The 15,309-nt window shown below is 60.7% G+C and carries 11 protein-coding genes; all 11 read right to left on the reverse strand.

The window, feature by feature from the left end:
• Positions 1-24: 24 nt before the first annotated feature.
• On the reverse strand, positions 25-3,516 hold the full coding sequence (gene tssM / locus V6582_RS22010) for a type VI secretion system membrane subunit TssM (protein WP_337739279.1): 3,492 nt from the start codon (positions 3,514-3,516) through the stop codon (positions 25-27).
• Entirely contained in the window at positions 3,516-5,051 is a 1,536-nt protein-coding gene (gene tssL / locus V6582_RS22015) for a type VI secretion system protein TssL, long form (protein WP_156632146.1), read from the reverse strand. Before tssL ends, tssM begins: the two co-directional genes overlap by 1 nt.
• A complete protein-coding gene (gene tssK / locus V6582_RS22020; protein WP_070163230.1) occupies positions 5,048-6,388 on the reverse strand; it encodes a type VI secretion system baseplate subunit TssK in 1,341 nt (446 codons plus the stop codon). The genes tssL and tssK overlap by 4 nt, the downstream gene beginning before the upstream one ends.
• Positions 6,378-7,637 (reverse strand): FHA domain-containing protein, encoded by a 1,260-nt coding sequence (locus V6582_RS22025; protein ID WP_156632147.1) that lies wholly within the window; start codon positions 7,635-7,637, stop codon positions 6,378-6,380. The genes tssK and V6582_RS22025 overlap by 11 nt, the downstream gene beginning before the upstream one ends.
• On the reverse strand, positions 7,634-8,644 hold the full coding sequence (gene tssG, locus V6582_RS22030) for a type VI secretion system baseplate subunit TssG (protein ID WP_156632148.1): 1,011 nt from the start codon (positions 8,642-8,644) through the stop codon (positions 7,634-7,636). The genes V6582_RS22025 and tssG overlap by 4 nt, the downstream gene beginning before the upstream one ends.
• Positions 8,645-8,652: 8 nt before the next feature.
• Positions 8,653-10,434, reverse strand: a complete 1,782-nt coding sequence (gene tssF / locus V6582_RS22035; RefSeq protein ID WP_156632149.1) for a type VI secretion system baseplate subunit TssF — start codon at positions 10,432-10,434, stop codon at positions 8,653-8,655.
• Entirely contained in the window at positions 10,427-10,936 is a 510-nt protein-coding gene (gene tssE / locus V6582_RS22040; protein ID WP_060716185.1) for a type VI secretion system baseplate subunit TssE, read from the reverse strand. The genes tssF and tssE overlap by 8 nt, the downstream gene beginning before the upstream one ends.
• The gene (locus V6582_RS22045) at positions 10,929-11,756 is read right to left on the reverse strand and encodes a type VI secretion system accessory protein TagJ (RefSeq protein WP_156632150.1); all 828 of its coding nucleotides are present in this window, start codon (positions 11,754-11,756) and stop codon (positions 10,929-10,931) included. The genes tssE and V6582_RS22045 overlap by 8 nt, the downstream gene beginning before the upstream one ends.
• Complete coding sequence (tssC, locus tag V6582_RS22050; RefSeq protein WP_337739280.1) at positions 11,753-13,180, reverse strand: type VI secretion system contractile sheath large subunit; 1,428 nt, start codon at positions 13,178-13,180, stop codon at positions 11,753-11,755. Before tssC (V6582_RS22050) ends, V6582_RS22045 begins: the two co-directional genes overlap by 4 nt.
• A 42-nt stretch (positions 13,181-13,222) precedes the next feature.
• Complete coding sequence (gene tssC / locus V6582_RS22055) at positions 13,223-14,704, reverse strand: type VI secretion system contractile sheath large subunit (protein WP_156632152.1); 1,482 nt, start codon at positions 14,702-14,704, stop codon at positions 13,223-13,225.
• A gap of 72 nt (positions 14,705-14,776) precedes the next feature.
• Positions 14,777-15,292 carry a type VI secretion system contractile sheath small subunit gene (tssB, locus tag V6582_RS22060; protein ID WP_156533526.1) on the reverse strand — a complete coding sequence of 172 codons (516 nt, stop codon included), beginning with the start codon at positions 15,290-15,292 and terminating at the stop codon, positions 14,777-14,779.
• Positions 15,293-15,309 lie beyond the last annotated feature (17 nt).

The following is a 15,309-nucleotide window of genomic DNA, read 5'->3' on the forward strand; positions in this document are numbered from 1 at the left end:
CAAGCCGGGTGCTACGATTGCAGATCAGAACTGGGTCGGGCAGGTAAATTCGGACAGCGCCTTCAGCCTGAAGGCATTCAACACCGAACCAAACTGCACATCGAACTCCGCCACCTGGTTATCGCTGGTGAATTTCGCCCTAAACAGATCGTCGCCTTGGTTTTGGATATTTGCATCGTCAAACAGGCGGAAAGGCGACCAATCGCCATTTTCTGTTTTCGCCTGTTGCCAGCCGCCCGGTTGGAAGGCGATGCGTGACATGCTGGCGGCCTCTTTCGATGGCCAGGTTATGGTTTTCGCCTGAACCGGGCCGTGGAAATACACCACCCGTTCGCCCTGGATTTCCAGCATCACCGCCGTCGAGGTCTCACCAAGCGACACCGGTTTGACATTGATGGCAATCGCCGGTGTCTCGCTGCCATTCGGGAAGAAGGCGCGGAAGATCTGGTCGGCCCTTTCAAACTCGGCAATGCCCTCGCTGGGAATGCCCGCCGCACCAAAGGTGCCTTTCCAGCCCCAGGGGGAGATAGACTGATCGACGAAGGGCTCCATGCGTTGCTTGAAGAAGGTCTGGAACAGGCCCTTCGGTCCAAAAAGCCGGATGAAGTCGTTCATGGCGACGTCGCGGCTGGAGGCGCGGTCGAAGGGATAGCGGCCCGTGACGATGGAGCTGCACAGGCCTGCCCCTTCGCTCGACCACAGGTCGCCAATCCGGCTGCGGGCCGATTTCACGGCAAGTGAGCCGGTATCGGCGGCAAGTCCGGCCATCCAGCCATCCAGCGGCCCCGGCAGGCGGCGGGCATCCTGGAGCAGGTCCTGATTGGCCCGTGTCAGCTGGCTATCGACATCGAACACTTTCGCTACTTCCGCTGAGGACGTGACCGAGCGGGCCAGTTGATCATGAAGGGCGGTGATGACAGGCAATATCGCATCCACCTGCGAGGCAGGCTTGTCCTGATTGCCTGTCGTGGCCTTGCGGCTATCGTCTGCGGCAGGCGTATCCAGCGCCTCGCGCAAGCGGCTGTAGGGATCAGGAGCGGCCATGGAGGATGCCAACATGGCGGCCACCGTGTCACCACTGGCGGATGATACCAGCGTGGTCATGCCCGCCGTGTCACCCTTCGGGCGCAGATCCGTCGCATCGGCAATCGAGCGGGCGGCCTGGGCGACGATATTGCGGTCATTGGAAAGGATGCGCGTGGTTTCCACCGCATCACCAAGGTTTTGCGACGGCCTGACGGCGAGATCCCCCAGCACGGAGGTCCAACGCTGTTCAAGCCGGTCGTAATAGATCTGCAAGGCCGCCTGGGCCACCGATTCCAGCGTCTGGCCGCGCAATTGCGCATTGGAGCCGCGCACCCATTCTTCTTGAAGGGCTTCGCGGGCTGCATCGGCAATATGCGGCAGGACGACACTGCGGTAGCCGGTCGCGGTAAACAATCCCTCGACCCCTTCCGTCAGCGGCGCGCCGGACTTGCGGATGAAGGCTTTTTCACCCAGTGCACCAAAGGCAAGCGATGGCTGCCAGGGCATCAAAGCCTGTGCTTGTTTCGATCCGGCCAGGATGTCGAAAGCCCGTTCGGCAACCGTTTGGTTGCGGATGGTGTTGCGGGCTTTTTCGATGAGCCGTCTGTCGATTTCGACCGGTGGTAATACACCTGCGGCCATGGCACTGGCATGCTGAATCAGTGCTCTGCGCGCCGCGGTCCGGCCTTCGCCCGGATAAAGGGCGTTGAACATCTGGTTTGCCTGGGCCGAGACGAATTCCCGGTCGAGCCGCCCCAGACCGCCCAGCATTTCATAGAGTTTCAGCGAATTGAAGGTTCGCGTGACGTCGCTTTCGCCGGTCAGGTCCTTTTGCAATTGCACCAGCATCCGGGGCAGCAAAAGGCTGTTCAGCGCGCGCTGATAGGCGTCGCGCTGGCGACCGGCAATCTTGTCGCGCTGGCTGAGGCCAAAACTCGCAGCCCAGACATAGCGGTTGTCAAAGCCGGTCGTCACGGCTCGCAGATTGTCCAGCGCAGGCAGGATGCGCAGAAAATCCGCATCCGACACATTGCGCACTGGCACATCCTGGATCAGCTTGTCATAGGCGTTCAGATGTTCTTCGGCCTGGGCGAGAGCTGCCCGGTTCTGGAAAAACGTCATGGTCCAGCCGGCAAACACAATGACCACCGCCGCCACCGCCAGCCCCCAGACGGCCTGGCGCAGCAGAACCTGGCGAGAGGAAAGGCGCTTGTCGCGGGCAACCAGGGCGGCCTCGTTGAAAATAACCTCGCTGAACAGCTTCGGCAGGAAATAGCTGCGCCGCGCCCGGTTGGCATTGGTGCGGGTAAGGTTTTCTTCCGGCTGCGTAGCTGAGACGAAGTAAATGCCACGGATCAGCGGTGCCTCGACCAGTGACGAGCCGGTGCAAAGCTCGCTGATCGCCTCACCGAGCTTTTCCTGCAAACTGGCCAGCTCGGCCGGAAAACGGAAAATCCGGCCGCGGATATCGGCACTTTGTTCCTGTTGCAGCCGCTCGATCAGCATGGCATCGACGCGCTGTTGCAACAGGGCGAATTCCTCGGCAAAGCGCTCCGGCAATGTCTTTGCGCCGTAGCTCTCCTCCAGGCTGAAGGTCGTACCCCAGACCTGTTCGCGGTCGCTTTTGTTGAAACTATCGTAGAATTCCACGAAGCCGGTGAGAAGATCGGCCTTGGTCAGCAGGATATAGACAGGAACGCGGGCGCCCAGATGGTCGTCCAGTTCAGCCAGCCGCTTGCGGATCGCCCGCAGTTCTTCGCGCTGGGCTTCCGGGTCACGGGTCAACAGGTCGCCGATGGACAGTGTGAGAAGCGCGCCATTGACCGGCTGCGAACGGCGATAACGGCGCAGCAGGCCAAGAAACCCTTCCCATCCGGCTTTGGATGATCCATCGAGGTCATCCTGGGTCGTATAGCGACCGGCGGTGTCGATCATGATCGCCTGATCGGCAAACCACCAATTGCAATTGCGCGTGCCGCCGATGCCTTTGACGGCATCACTGCCAAGCGCGTCGCCAAGCGGAAATTGCAGGCCGGAATTGGTCAGCGCCGTCGTCTTGCCGGAGCCGGGCGCACCGAAAATCACATACCAGGGCAGTTCATAGATATAGCCGAAGCGCTTCTTGGTAATCCGCCGCAGCAAGGCCAGCGCTTCTTGCAGCCGGTTGCTGATTTCGCTGACCTCGGCCTGCTGATTGGCCAGCGCCTGCGCCTCGATACTGTCGACCAGTTCCTTGTCCTGGCGCTTGTCGCGCACCATGGTGACGATCATATAGGCCGCCCAGATGGCGAAGATCGCCACCATGGTCCAGATGCGGGCGGAAACGCTGGCGAGTGGTTTGAAACTGCCGAAGGCAGCCAGATAGCCGTAGAACCAGATCAGCACACAAAGGGCCATGACCCAGATCAGCGAGATAAAGCGCCGCCCCACGACACCCGCGTAGGAATCGACATAGGAGCGTATGGTGTAAAACCAGCTGAGTGGATTGATCACGGCTTGGCCCCCTGCTGCGTCTTTATATCTGCGTTCGGCACTTGATTATTTTGACCGTTGTCGATGCTTTCGACGGGCGGGGTCAGGATACCGGCATCGGTGATTTTCTCGTCAGGATTGGTCAGAACAAGGATTTCCGTGCGCCGGTTCATTTCACGGCCTTCCGGCGTGTCGTTACCGGCGATCGGATCGCTATCGGCGCGGCCTTCGGTCAGAATGGCATCCGGTCCGGTAAAGCTGGAAAGGATTTCGCCAACTGCCTTGGCGCGAGCTTCCGACAGGTGCCAGTTGGACGGAAACTGCACGGTCTTGATCGGCACATTATCCGTATAACCGATCACGACCGCCCTGAATTTTTCCGCTGCCAGCGCTCCGCCGATGCGTTGCAGCAGATCGCGGAACTGGCCCTTCACATCGGCGCTGCCGGTGTCGAACAGGCCGGAATTGTTGATGCGAACACGCAGCCGTCCATTGGCGTCAGACAGCGAGACCAGTTTCTTTTCGACTTCCGGCTGAAGGAAGGTAATGAGGTTTTTCAGGCGGCTTGGCGGCGGCGGTGCCGGGGGCTTGACCGGCTGCGGTTCCGGCTCTTGTGGTGCAACCGTTTGCTGGGTCTGTTGTTCCGGCACGGGAACCGTGATCATCACGCCCGGCGCTTCATGTGGACCAAGCCCAGCCAGCCGCTCAAAAGTTCGGTCGGAACTGTCGTTCAGGGTCAGGGTGAAAAACAGGTAGCCAAGCCCAAGCGCCAGAGCCAGCAGCGACAGCACGGTCCACAGCGCGGCCATGGTGCGAAGCGGCTTGTGGCGGGCATGGACGCCCTGCCAGTGGGGCGAAAGCTCTCGTTCAAACACGCCATATTGGCCCAGAAGTGTTTTGTAGAGACTGTCGCGAATACGGGAAAGCTCAAGCAGTCCCTTGGAGGAAACACGGGTGCGGCCTTCGAACGCCAGTGACAGGGACAGGTAGATCAGCAGCAGCAGATCCTTGGCAGACCCAGGCGATTGATGGAAATGATCGAGAATATCGAACACCCGGTCGCCGCCCGTCACGTCATTGTGGAAGGTGGAGACCAGGCCCGAGCGCGCCCATCCGGCCCGCACACCCCAGGGTGTGGACAGAACCACATCGTCGATGGTGGCGCAGACGACATAATGGGCGGCGCGCGCCCGTTCGGGGCTGATACGGGCGCTGGCGAGGTCCCGCTCATAGCGGTTGACCGCGTTGATGCAGACCTGGCGCAGTTCCTCGATATCCGGCTGTTCGGAGCGGTAGCGCAGCGCATGCGCAAGGTTGAGAAGCGGTGCTGCGGAGCGCACCAGCACCGGCATTTCGCTGCTGCCGAAGCGGAAATTGTCGATCAGATGCGCAACGGGCATCCGCGCCACGCCATCGGCGGGTGCCGGTTGCAATGCTTCGCCGTCGAGCAGGTCGGCGACCTTACGGGCGTTGTCGTCCTGGAGGCGTTTTTCCTCCGTGACTTCCACCACGGTCGGCAGATCCTGCCAGGAAGGAGGCCGTTCGTTGCTCATTCTCTCAAGGCCCACATTTCGAGTTCAAGACCAGGGAAGTCGCCTGCCAGGTGCAGGGCAATCGCTCCGGATGTTTCAAGCTGTTTCCAGAGCGGCGTTTTGGTATCCAGCTCGAAATAGATGGTCCCGGCCCGGTAAGGCAGCTGGCGTGGCAGAACGGGCAGCGGGCGCACCGGAATGCCCGGCAGCGCGACATTGACCAGTTCGGCAATCCGCTCCACCGGTCCGACCTTGATGCGAGCGGGAAGGGTGCGGCGCACGTCTTCCGCCGACATGTCTGCCCGCACTGCCAGCACAAAACCGGCATCGCGCAGCAGGCTGCGGTCGTTGATCGTGCCGACCCGAACGCCGTGGCGGCGCTCCACCAGCTCGATGGCAACAGCCGATTGCGCCAGCACCGAGGATAGCGAGGTACGCAAATCCTCGAATACGGCGCCGAACGTCGCCTTCAGGTCGTCATGGCGATAGGCCGGAAAATCCGTCGCCCGCTTGCTCTCCATGGTAAATGTGGCGAGCTCACCGGCGAGCTGGATGCATTGCTCGTAAAACTGCATGGGATGCAGGCGTGTGGCATTGGCCAGGGCGTGTTTCAGCAGCGGATCGGCGCGGTTGAGGATCTGCAACAGGAAGTAATCGCCGACTTCAGCGGTGCCGCGAATGGTTGGATCGCCGATCCGTTCGGCAATTGCTTCCGCCCGGTGCCGGACGATGCCCAGCAATTCGGTCATCAATTCATGCAGCCTTGAGGATGCCGTGCAGTTCAGGCTGGCTGGAATGAAATCCGGGTCGAGGAGAACAGCCTTGTCGGAGCGCACCTCGACCACGCGGGCAAGCCCCAGCAGTTCATAACCAGCCAGATCGTCGCCGGTCTTCAACAGTTTCAGGTTCAGACGGCCGACATCGATGGGCGCCAGGAAATCGGTTTCCACATTGGCATCAGGCGCTTCATAGGGTGAAGCAACAAGCCGCACGCTGTTGACCGCCGAGGTGCCGGTCTGAGCCATGTCCGCCTTGCCGGGCTGGCGGGCGGGCAGGGCCAGATAGATCACCGCGTTCTTGACGGATTCGTCCAGCTCCAGGGCGGCGGGCAGGTCGGTATCCTCTGGCGCATCAAAGGGCGTGCCATCCGGCAACATGCCACGCAGCCCCGATAGCGCAAACTGGCCGATGGCTAGGGCGCTGCGGTCGAGGCCGATCTCCAGAATGCCCCAGGGATAAGGCGTAAGGCTGCGCGCCACCGAGCGAACCAGACGCTCCGTCCAGCGGTCGGACTGCTGGAAATGTTGGACGCGAAGGAACATGCCTTCGGTCCAGGCAACCCGGTTTTCATGTCTCATTTGATGTTTCAACCCCCATTATTCTGTCGGCCTGAACCGGTGCGGCAGGCTCTTCGGCCTGTTCGCCCATGGCGGCGCGACGCATGAAATCCCTGAATGAAAGAATGCGGCCCTCGGCCTGAAACAATTGCCGATAGGCCGCCCAGTAGTCGCGCTCGGCAAGAAACGGCAGCCGCATCGGCATGTTGGCGTCCACCTTGGCCTCCAGCAGACGGGGGTCCAGCGAGCGGCCCGCCGCCTGCATCATGGTTTGCAAAATCGCAGTAAAGGCCTCCTGCTGTCCGGCAAAGGCTTCAAGCCGGGCGGCAAGATCGGTTCCGCCGCTGGGCGACAGGTCAGGCACAGCATTACCCGGCAGGTCGAAGGCCGCGATGCTTTCAGCCAGCGCCTCCTGGGCGCGGGCGAGCGCCGCCATCATCCGCTCCGCTTGCAAATCTGAAGCCGATGGGCTCTGTCGCGTATCCGGCTCCTGATCCTCGGGATCGGCGAACACGGCGTCAAATTCGTCCTGCGGTTTTGACCGCTCCTCCTGGGAAGGGGGCAAGTCCTGTGGCGGACGGCGAACGGGTGGCGCGATGGTCACGAAGGTTTTCGGCGCGGCCAGATGTTCCATGGCGCTTCCACCGGCATCCTCATCGAACCAATTGTCCGGCAAGACGGGCTTCATGCCGTCGGTCTGCGGCGGACCGCTCCAGCCGATATCGACATGACGGGTAAAGCTCTTTTCCTTGTCCGCCCGACGGTCAGATTGTGTGGCTCCTCCAGACATGCCTCGCTCTGAGGGCCGAGGTTGCTTCCACGGTTCCTCCACCTGCCGGTCTCCCAGAAGGCCGCGAGCGGTGGTGCCATTCGGGGCGATATCGGCAAGAATCGATGAAATCGTCAGCGTCTCACTGCTAAGCGGCATGGTGGGATCGGGATCGACCGCCTCAGGCGCCGCCTCGCCGGTGATCGAAACGGTGAAGCGATAGCCGCGCACATCGATGCTGGCGCCGTGCTTGAGCCGGATCGTATCGCCTTCCAGCAGCAGTTTGCCATCGACCAATGTGCCATTGGCGCTCTGGTCGCTCAGGATATAACCGTCCCGGTCCCGGCTGATGGTGCAATGCAGTTTGGAGACGCGGCATTCATTGTCCGTCACTTGCCAATCGCAGGCAGGGGCGCGGCCAATGGTGCGGCGGCCATAGTCCAGTGTCCAGGTGGTCTGGCCTTTGGTGACTAGCTTTTCGGGGCGAAGTTCCAGCTTCATGCCCGGCCTCCCTGCGGCATGGCCTGATATTCGGTGACCACGGCATCGCGGCTGTCACTGCTTGCCGGGGCCAGCCGCGCCCAGCTGTTCCAGCCAAGCCGGGCGGGCATGGTCGCAGACCCAATCTGACAAAAAGGAATGTCCTCTTTTTTCAGCACGACCTGGGCATCGATATCGAAGCCGTTGCCGATAAACAGGCGGGTGAGGGCGAAAATTTCCGCAAGACGCGGCTTGCCGGGTGACAGGCTGATATAATCGTCATAGCCAACCGGACCGATGACCAGCCTCAGTGCTCCACTCCGGTCCATGACGGATGCACCCGCCATGGCATTGACGCCAAGCCTTGGCCCTGACCCCTTGCCCATCTGGCTCAATTCGGCGGATGGAATGGAGACCCAGCGCGGGCGGAACTGCTCAATCGCCACCGCCATGCCAGTAAATTCCTCCAGCATGGCTCGAAGACTGGCGACATTGCGGGTACGGTCGGCAAAAAAACCGGAAAACCGCAGGATTACATCTTCATTGACGCCGGCTTTTTCGACCAGTCCGGCGGTGCCGAAGCCGGTCAGGGATAGCAGCACCTTACGGAAGGTGTTTTGTTCCTTGGTGGCACTCCAGCGCAGCCGCCGCGCCAACCGGTATTTCTCGCAGGCCGCCACGAACAGTTCCGAAAACCGGATGGCAAACAGGTTGAGAAAGCTGATCAAGGCGCGGGAACGGCGGCGCTCTTCGCGCAGCAGCAATTCGTTATATTCCGGCGGCAGTGCGCCGAGTGGCCCGACCAGCGGCGCAAAAGCGGATTTGACGACATTGCCCTGCAACTTGCGGCGAAAACCGCTTACGGCAAGGGGGGCTGGCTGAATGCCGGAATGGGGACCGACCTCCAGCTCCGTTCCCGCCGACAGGTGCTGTGCCAACCGAAATGCCGTGGTCGGTTCAAAATGACCGGGGTCCTGCTCCAGCAGGCGGGCCAGCTTATCCTCATTGGGTTTGATCTGGATATTCATCGCCACCCCTACAGCAAAGGCCGCTCGGCGGCCCGGGCGGGCCAGCGGACAATTGGCTCGGACTGGCCGCGCATGGTCAGGGTCAGCCGGGTGAAACTGTTGACCGAGGTATAGAGCCCGCAGAAATGATCAATGATGCTGCCGAAGATGAAGGCGGCTGCCCGGTCGATCATAGCCGGGTCAAATTCGATAGTGACATCCGTGCCTGGCACCATGGCGGGGCCAAGCCGGGCGAGTGCGTGCTTGGCCTCGACACGGCTGATGGCCTCAACGAGCTGACGCGTTTCCGGTGCATCGCGCAGCGCATAGAGCGATAGAATATCCTTTAGCGCCGAACCGTCATTGTCGAACAGCGACAGATGGTTGAGCAGAAGATGGGAGACCAGCCGCCACTGGCGCGCCAGCTTTTCATGGATACGAATGGCGGGCGTTGGCGGTAAAAGCGCCTTAATCTCGGCCACGCTTTCACTGCGCTTGACCAATTGGAGGTGTGGATGGCCGCCACCGAAAGGCAATTGGCTGGCCAGATCACGATTCAGGCACAGGGTTTCGACGCTGGCCGTCAGCCCGGTCGGCTCAAGCGGGCCGCGATTGCGATCAACGAAGGCGATCTGGGTGTCCGATGATCCGTCATCCTCATCGAACCGGCGAACCGCCTGCCAGAACACACTGCTATTGGCGCCACGCTGGCTGCTTCCGAAAAACGGTCGGGCATCCTGTTCTTCGCCGGAAGGCGCCGAAAGCCGGACCTGTTCGACCATGTAGATTTCCCGGGTGGTTTGGCGGCGGCTGTCGGGCAGCAGCGAATATTCCGTGCGGCTGCCATCCAGTGTCAGCGGTTCCGAGCTTTGTCGGAACAAATTGATAACCGGGGTGGCATTGAGGGCGATGTCGCTGGCGGAAATCATCCGCTCCAGACGGGCGTCGCTGCTGTCCAGATAGATGTAAAGCTCGACATCATCGCCCTGCCAGCGATCCATGCCGGATACTTCCAGGAACAGGAATTTCTGCGGCAAGGTGAAAAATTCGGTCAGCAGCCGGTATCCGGCAAAACTGCCCGGTGCCGTTGGAAGCATCGCCTGCTCCGGCGCAAACCCCAGCGGGCGCAGATTTTCCGCTGGCAAAAAGACCGCGTTGCGATCCTCCGAATGGCGTGCCAGTGCCATGCCGATGCAGTGATTGGCCAGAAGCTCGAACAGGGCGGCGGCCTGCGCCCATGCGGACGCAATGAAAAAAGTAAGGCGCTTGACGCCAAGCCCGGCCATGCTGTCCTGCTTGGGTGCGGTGGAGCGCAGGGACAGACGCAACACGCCAGCCGCACCTGCAAAGGGTGCCGCTGGCGCATCGAGCGGCAAGCCGGTCAGGCTGGCAGCGTTGACCGTCATCGGGACAATTTCCACATCCTGCGTGGTGCGAAACTGGCATGGATCGCCGCCGACCGGCTCGGTGACGATGTCGGTATGGCGTGGCAGCAATTGCATGCCGGCCAGCGTTGCGCCGGGCGCAAATTGCACGATGCTCATCGGGGGCACCGGTGCCAGATAATGCGGATAGAGGGTTTCCAGCAGGCTGTCGGTCAGTTCCGGAAACTCATCGTCCAGTTTCTGGCGAACCCGGGCGGCGGAATAGGCGAAACTCTGAATAATCCGCTCCACATGCGGATCGTCGGCCACATCACCCGACAGACGCAACCGCCCGGCAATTTTCGGGAAGGCGCGGGCGAATTTTTCCGCGCGCCTGCGCAGCGCGAACAATTCGTCATTATAGCGTTCCAGAAAGGTCTCAGCCATTCGACGCCTCGATGCGGAAAGCCTGGGTGGAGGGGTCAATGCGGGATTCGAAACTGACCGGCGGCATCCCGTCATAAAGACGGAACGCACCGTTGATGCGCATCCGCAAGGCACGGTCGCCCTCTGTATTGCCTTTGAGGATCGTGACCTTGACGTCGGCGAGGCGGGTCTCAAACAGCGCAATGCGCCGTTCCACCAGTCTTGCCAGCCGAAGTTTGGATTCGTCGGTGGAAAGATTGGCCGAAAGAATACCATCGACGCCGTATGAGACCAGCGCGTCCTGCAATTCGCCAAGGCCATCCGGCGGCGCTTGCGGGCAGCGGCGGGTGTTCAACAGCGCTTCCAGGTCGCGGCGGATCACTTCGCGCATCTCCCGCACCTGTTCACTGACGCTGGTTTGCGGATCACTGTCCATGTCCGGCGTATCGTCCAGCAATCGGTCAAGCACGGATCGGTTCAATACCCGTTCAGAGGCACGAAACCGCTGTAATGGATCAACCATGGGCAGCCTGCCTTTCGCCGGCCGCATCCGATTGCAAGCTTTCAAGATCATGGAACGACACCAGTTCGTCGCCCGCCAGCAGGCATCGCTGGCCAAGACCGGTGACGATCCCGTCCACCGCGTCCACCCACTCGGTCTGATGGCCGAGTTGCAGGGCAGGGCTGGAATCGGCACCGTAATAAATGGCCGGGAGAAGCACGCTGGCCTCGGCGCCGCTTTCCAGGGTCAGTTCCGCCGGGCGGAAGGCTGTGTCCCGGGGGCGGCGGATCGGTTGCGGGGTAACCGCAGCGATCCTTGAAAAATCCACCCAGAGATAGGCGCCGCCGGTGGTCAGCACTTCAAGCGCATGGGGGATACGGTCGTCGAGATCGCGGATATCGGCAACGGAGGCGCCATTCCACAGCATCGGCACAGTGCCCCGCCTCTCTTCCAGTTCGGCAAGCAGCGCCACGGCATCGCTTGCCGTTCCTTCCTTCAGGGCCAGGTTGAGCTTTAACGCAATCTGGTCGCTGGCGGTGGGGCCACCAGGGAAATCCGGCAGGGCACCGGTTTCAAACCAGGCTTTGCGGGCTGCCATCCCGCGGATCTGCTGGCGCAGCAGTGAAAAGCCGACGGCATCCTGCGGCTGGAAGCGGACGGCCAGTTCGCATTGGCTATCGGCCTTTTCATAATCGCCAGCCAGAATCAGCAGGTCGATATAGAGATGGCGCAGGTCATGGTCGCTGGCCGCCGTTTTCAATTCGGCTTTGACGGCATCCATGGCCTGGGCAAGATCTGCATCATCGAGCAGGCTGGCAATGCGGCGGGAAGCGGTACTCATGCAACTATCCTTTTCGGTTCCGTCTGCCCGGCGCTAGCGCCCATCGCGGCAGCGCCCGAGGTTTCGGCGACAAGATGAAAACTGGTGGAGATATCATCGAGCTGGAAATGCGGCTGCAATCTGACCGTGCAGGAAAATGCGCCGGGTTTTCCAGGAATTTCCGTCACGCGAATGCCCGCTGAACGCAGTGGATAACGGCTTCTAAGCGATACATCCGCATCGTCATTGCCCAGCGTGTAGCCGGACAACCAGTCTTCCAGCCGCCGCTGAATGACATTGGCGGTGCTGAGCTGGCCAATATTGTCGCGCATGATCACCTTCAGATAATGCGAGAAGCGTGACGCGCAGAGCACATATTGCAGCATGGCTGCCAGCCGGGCGTTTTGCCGGGCGGTTTCGCTGGAATAATGGCCGGGGGCGTGTAGTGACTGGTTGGCGTTGAAAATGGCGGATGATGAAAGATAGGTCGTGGCAACGGGGACGATGCCGAGATCGGATAGCTGCAATTCCTGGGAACGTGTCAGCTTGACCTCGACGGGGGGCTGGGCGGACAGGCCCTCGCTTTCCATGCCGCTATCGAGGCCGGGCAATTGCCAGGGTGCCAGCATGCCGCCATCGATCTCGTCCTGGGTCACGCCGCGCATGTCGGCAAACCAGCCGGAATCGATAAAGGTGCGCAGAATAATCGCCGCAAAGGCGAAGGCGCCGTTACCCCAGAGCAAAGTCTCCCCGGTTTCGGCGAGATGTTCACGAAACGGAAAACCGTCATTGCGCTTGCGCCAGAATGGCTTGTGGGGTGGACGCATCAGCACGCGCGGTGCAACCAGGCCCAGGAACCGGGTATCATCACTGCCGCGCAAGCTGTTCCAGCGCAGCCGCGTCTTGTCCTGCTGCAACCAGGAAAAATCAGAGACCCGGTTCAGTTCGCGGAAGGTTTCAAGCCCGATGGCCTGCGGCGATGCACCGGCTATGAACGGACAAAAGGCTGCTGCTGCTACCGTTGAAAGGCGCGCAAGTGTACTGACGGTATCGGCGCCGTCGATGGCGGCGGGAGAGAGATCATAATCGCCGACCAGAAGCCCGAATGGCTCGCCGCCGGGCATGCCGAATTCGCGGTTATAGACCAGTTCGAACAGGTGACTCTGGTCGAAATCGGTGGCGCGTTCCATGCTGCGTGCCAATTCTTTCCAGCTGGCGCTGATCAGCTTGATCTTTACCTCGGCGCTGCGCCCGGCTTCGCGGACCAGCAAGTCAAGGCCAAGCCACCGCGCTTCCATCGCCTGGAAGTCGGGATGATGTAGAATTGCATTCACCTGCCGGTTCAAAACCGCGTCGATTTCCGCGATCAACCGATCCGCCAGCATCCGTGACGATGTCCTCACAATACCCCCCGGTGGACGCGCATGCCTGATGACGTTGACGATAGAGGTCTGCGCGAAACATCCGCGCAGACCTTTGCTGATGGATCAGTTTTTCGATGGAATACGGGCAACCATGCGCAGCGAAGTCGTCAGTTCTTCCATCTGCAACCATGGACGCAGCCAGGCGACCGCATTGTAGGAGCCCGGTTTGCCGGGGATTTCCTGGACTGTCACCTTGGCATCGCGCAGCGGATATTTTGCGCGCGAATCTTCGCCTGCATCGTCATTGGCATTGACGTAATTGGAGATCCAGCGGTTGAGCCAGACCTCGCAATCGTCTGCTTCCATGAAGGAGCCGATCTTGTCGCGTCCCATGACCTTCAGATAATGGGCGAACCGTGAGGTCGCCATCATATAGGGCAGGCGGGCGGACACGGCGGCATTGGCCGTCGCCTCGGGCTTGTCGTAGAGCTTCGGCTTATGGGCGGTCTGCGCACCGAAGAACACGGCGTAATCGGTGTTCTTGTAGTGGCAGAGCGGCAGGAAGCCGAGCTTGCCCAGTTCGGCATCGCGACGGTCGGTAATGCCGACTTCGGTCGGGCATTTCAGGTCGAGATCGCCATCATCGCTGGAGAACACATGCATGGGCAGGTTTTCCACCTTGCCGCCGTTTTCTGCGCCCCGGATGGCGGTGCACCAGCCGTTCTTCGCAAACGCTTCGGTGAGGCGCGTCCCCATCACATAGGCGGCATTCATCCAGCAATAGCTGTCGTGATGCAGCTCTCCGCTGGTCTCGCCCAGGGTCTCATCAAAACCGAACTCGTCGATCTGGCTGGTTTTCGGGCTATAGGGCATGCGCGCCAATACCCGTGGAAGGGCCAGCGTGACGAAGCGCGAGTCGTCGCTTTCGCGGAAGCTGCGCCATTTGGCATATTCCACCGTCTCGAAGATTTTTTCGAGATCGCGGGGCCGCGACAATTCCCGGAAATCGTCAAAGCCGAACATCCGTGGGCTAGCCGCCGAAATGAACGGCGCGAAGGCTGCGGCGGCAATCGAGGAGACGCCCTGAAGCAATTGGACGTCCTCGAAGGAATTATCGAATTCGAAATCGCCGACGACAGCACCCATCGGTTCACCACCGGGCGTGCCGAATTCGTCTTCGTAAATCGACTTGAACAGCCGCGACTGATCGAATTCGACTGCTTTGGCCAAGTCTTTCGACAGTTCGCGCTTGGAGGCGTTCAGCACCCGGATTTTCAGGTTGACGCTGGTTTCAGAATTCTTGACCAGATAATTCAGCCCCCGCCAGCTGCCTTCCAGCTTGGTAAATTCCGGCGATTGCATGATGGCGGCGAGCTGGGTGGAGATCACCTTGTCCAGCTCAGCAATGGCATTGTTCAAGGTAACCGTCAGGTTGCGGTCGTATTTGACCGTACCTTTCAGCGCCTGATCCGTCAGGGTGCTCAAGAGGTTGCGGGCGCGGTCCGGCTCCGTCTGACGGGTGGCGGCAACGACCTTCGACAACAGCCCCTGTTCTTCGGTGGCGGCGGTCGTTTCATTCGACTTCAAAACGCTTTCGGCGCTCATCTCTTCAATCCTTTCAAAGCGGCGTCACACAAGGGCCGCCAGTCAAAGAGTTTTCGGTTGGACCGGCTGGTGTCAGCCCTGGCCGTTGCTGTCTGGCCGGTCTTTCAGCTCGGCGACGAGTTTTGAAAGATCACCTCGGTTTTGCAGAATGTCTTCGAGAAGCCGTTCGAGATCTTCGGAACGGTCCGCCTTGCTGAGCAGGTCGCGCAATTCGTTGCGGGCATCCAGAAGCGCTTTCAGCGCCGGAACCTGCTGCACCACCGATCCCGGCAGGAAATCGTCCATGCTTTCGAACTTCAGATTGACGCCGATGTCGGTGCCGTCATTGTCGATCGTGTTCTTCACCTGGATATTCAGGCCCGGCGTCATGCGGCGCATCACATCGTCGAAATTGTCCCGGTCGATCTGGACGAATTTCCGCTCGTTGAACGGCTTCAGCGGCTGGGTCGGGTTGCCGGAGAAATCGCCGAGCACACCCACCACGAAGGGCAGTTCCTTGACCACCATCGCACCTTCGGTTTCCACCTCGTATTTGATGTGGACCCTGGGCTTGCGAACCCGCTCGAGCTTTTCATGCACACTTGCCATCACTGACCCTCCTTGCG

Source organism: Agrobacterium vitis (assembly GCF_037039395.1).
In the GTDB taxonomy this organism is placed as follows: domain Bacteria; phylum Pseudomonadota; class Alphaproteobacteria; order Rhizobiales; family Rhizobiaceae; genus Allorhizobium; species Allorhizobium vitis_E.